The sequence below is a fragment of the Streptococcus sp. DD12 genome, from assembly GCF_001578885.1.
Lineage (GTDB): Bacteria > Bacillota > Bacilli > Lactobacillales > Streptococcaceae > Streptococcus.
The window spans coordinates 22,306-23,593 of record NZ_KQ969498.1; the positions used below are offsets into that span (position 1 = coordinate 22,306).

Genomic DNA, 1,288 nt, shown 5'->3' on the forward strand with positions numbered 1-1,288 from the left:
TCTTTTCATAAGACTATTCATGATTTCCAAACACTTATTCAGAACTTCTCACGCTCTCCTGAGGAAAGCCAGGTGATAAGGTTGGATAGGAAAATGATAAAAATGAAAATCAAATTCATGTCTATAAACGGTTGCTTATAACCTAGGCTTACTGCTGCATTAAGCGCAGATACAATAGCCAGAGCACTGCCTGTCACAACTACGGTAATGGTTGCTAAGAGGGGACGTTTTCGTTTTAAAAATAAAACCACATTTTCTTTAGTTAGCATACGAATTTCTCCTTTTTTAAATCTACCTCGAACGACTTTGGTAGCCCTTTTAGCAGAAAAGACTGGCGACATACTCACGGAGGCCAGCTTTCGCCACACGCTATCGTCTTTATTTCCTAGCGAATTTTCAAACCTCATCAAGCCTAAACGAGCTATGCTCTTATCCTATCACGAAAAAATATAAAAAAATAGTGACATTCATGTCACTATCCTAATCACTTATAGGCCATCATCAGCTTTTTCTTGTTTTATTCCCTGAGCGAGTACATCGTCACCTAAGAGTTTTGCAAAAGCCATAGCTTCATCGTAATATTGTTCGGCTTTCTCCATATTGTGCTCATAATGATTGAAATATTTAGCCTTCATAGTAGTTGCTATCGGCTTATAGGTATGGAGCTGTGCTTCATCAGCAATCTGGAGGACCCTATTTACGAATTGTAAAATGGGCTTGTAGTCATCCTTAAGCATGTGAATAGTAGCAATATCCATGAGTGTTGTGATGAGGAGGATATCATAAACTTCCTCAGAAGAAATTTCCTGAACCAATAGTTTTCGCTCTAGCTGACCTAATAATTTTTCATCAATATATTTGTTCCGATGAATCTCAAGAAAATAATAATGGATAACCAATAAGTCATTAAGGAGAAACGTTTTTTTCTTTTGCGCCTGTAAAAAAACATCCTCAAAAATCTCTTCTGTCTTTGGCCCTTTCTCAAGCAGAGAAAAGTTCATGACGGACTCGAGGATATCCAAAGTCAGCAGTTCATCCTCTGGTAAGAGTTCGTCATATTCTTCATGCACTTCGGCGATGAGTTGTAACTTTTGCGCTATGCGTCCAGAATCCCCATAAGTCGGAAACTTGATGAGCCTATTTTTCTTCTCATAATAGCTATCTGGAATCTTTTGTAACCCTTCGTCAATGAGTTCTGAGACAGACATACCTAGCCGGTGGGCGATAAAGTCAACTTTATCTATTGAGGGGAGCGATTGTCCCTTTTCAATCCGGATGAGCTGGCGGA

The 1,288-nt window shown here is 39.1% G+C and carries 2 protein-coding genes; both read right to left on the bottom strand.

Annotation, left to right across the window (positions count from 1 at the left end):
* Positions 1 to 38 precede the first annotated feature (38 nt).
* On the bottom strand, positions 39 to 269 hold the full coding sequence (locus tag STRDD12_RS07705; RefSeq protein WP_066916866.1) for a hypothetical protein: 231 nt from the start codon (positions 267 to 269) through the stop codon (positions 39 to 41).
* A gap of 219 nt (positions 270 to 488) precedes the next feature.
* The coding region (locus STRDD12_RS07710; RefSeq protein WP_066916868.1) for a transcriptional regulator at positions 489 to 1,288 on the bottom strand (800 nt) is incomplete at its 5' end.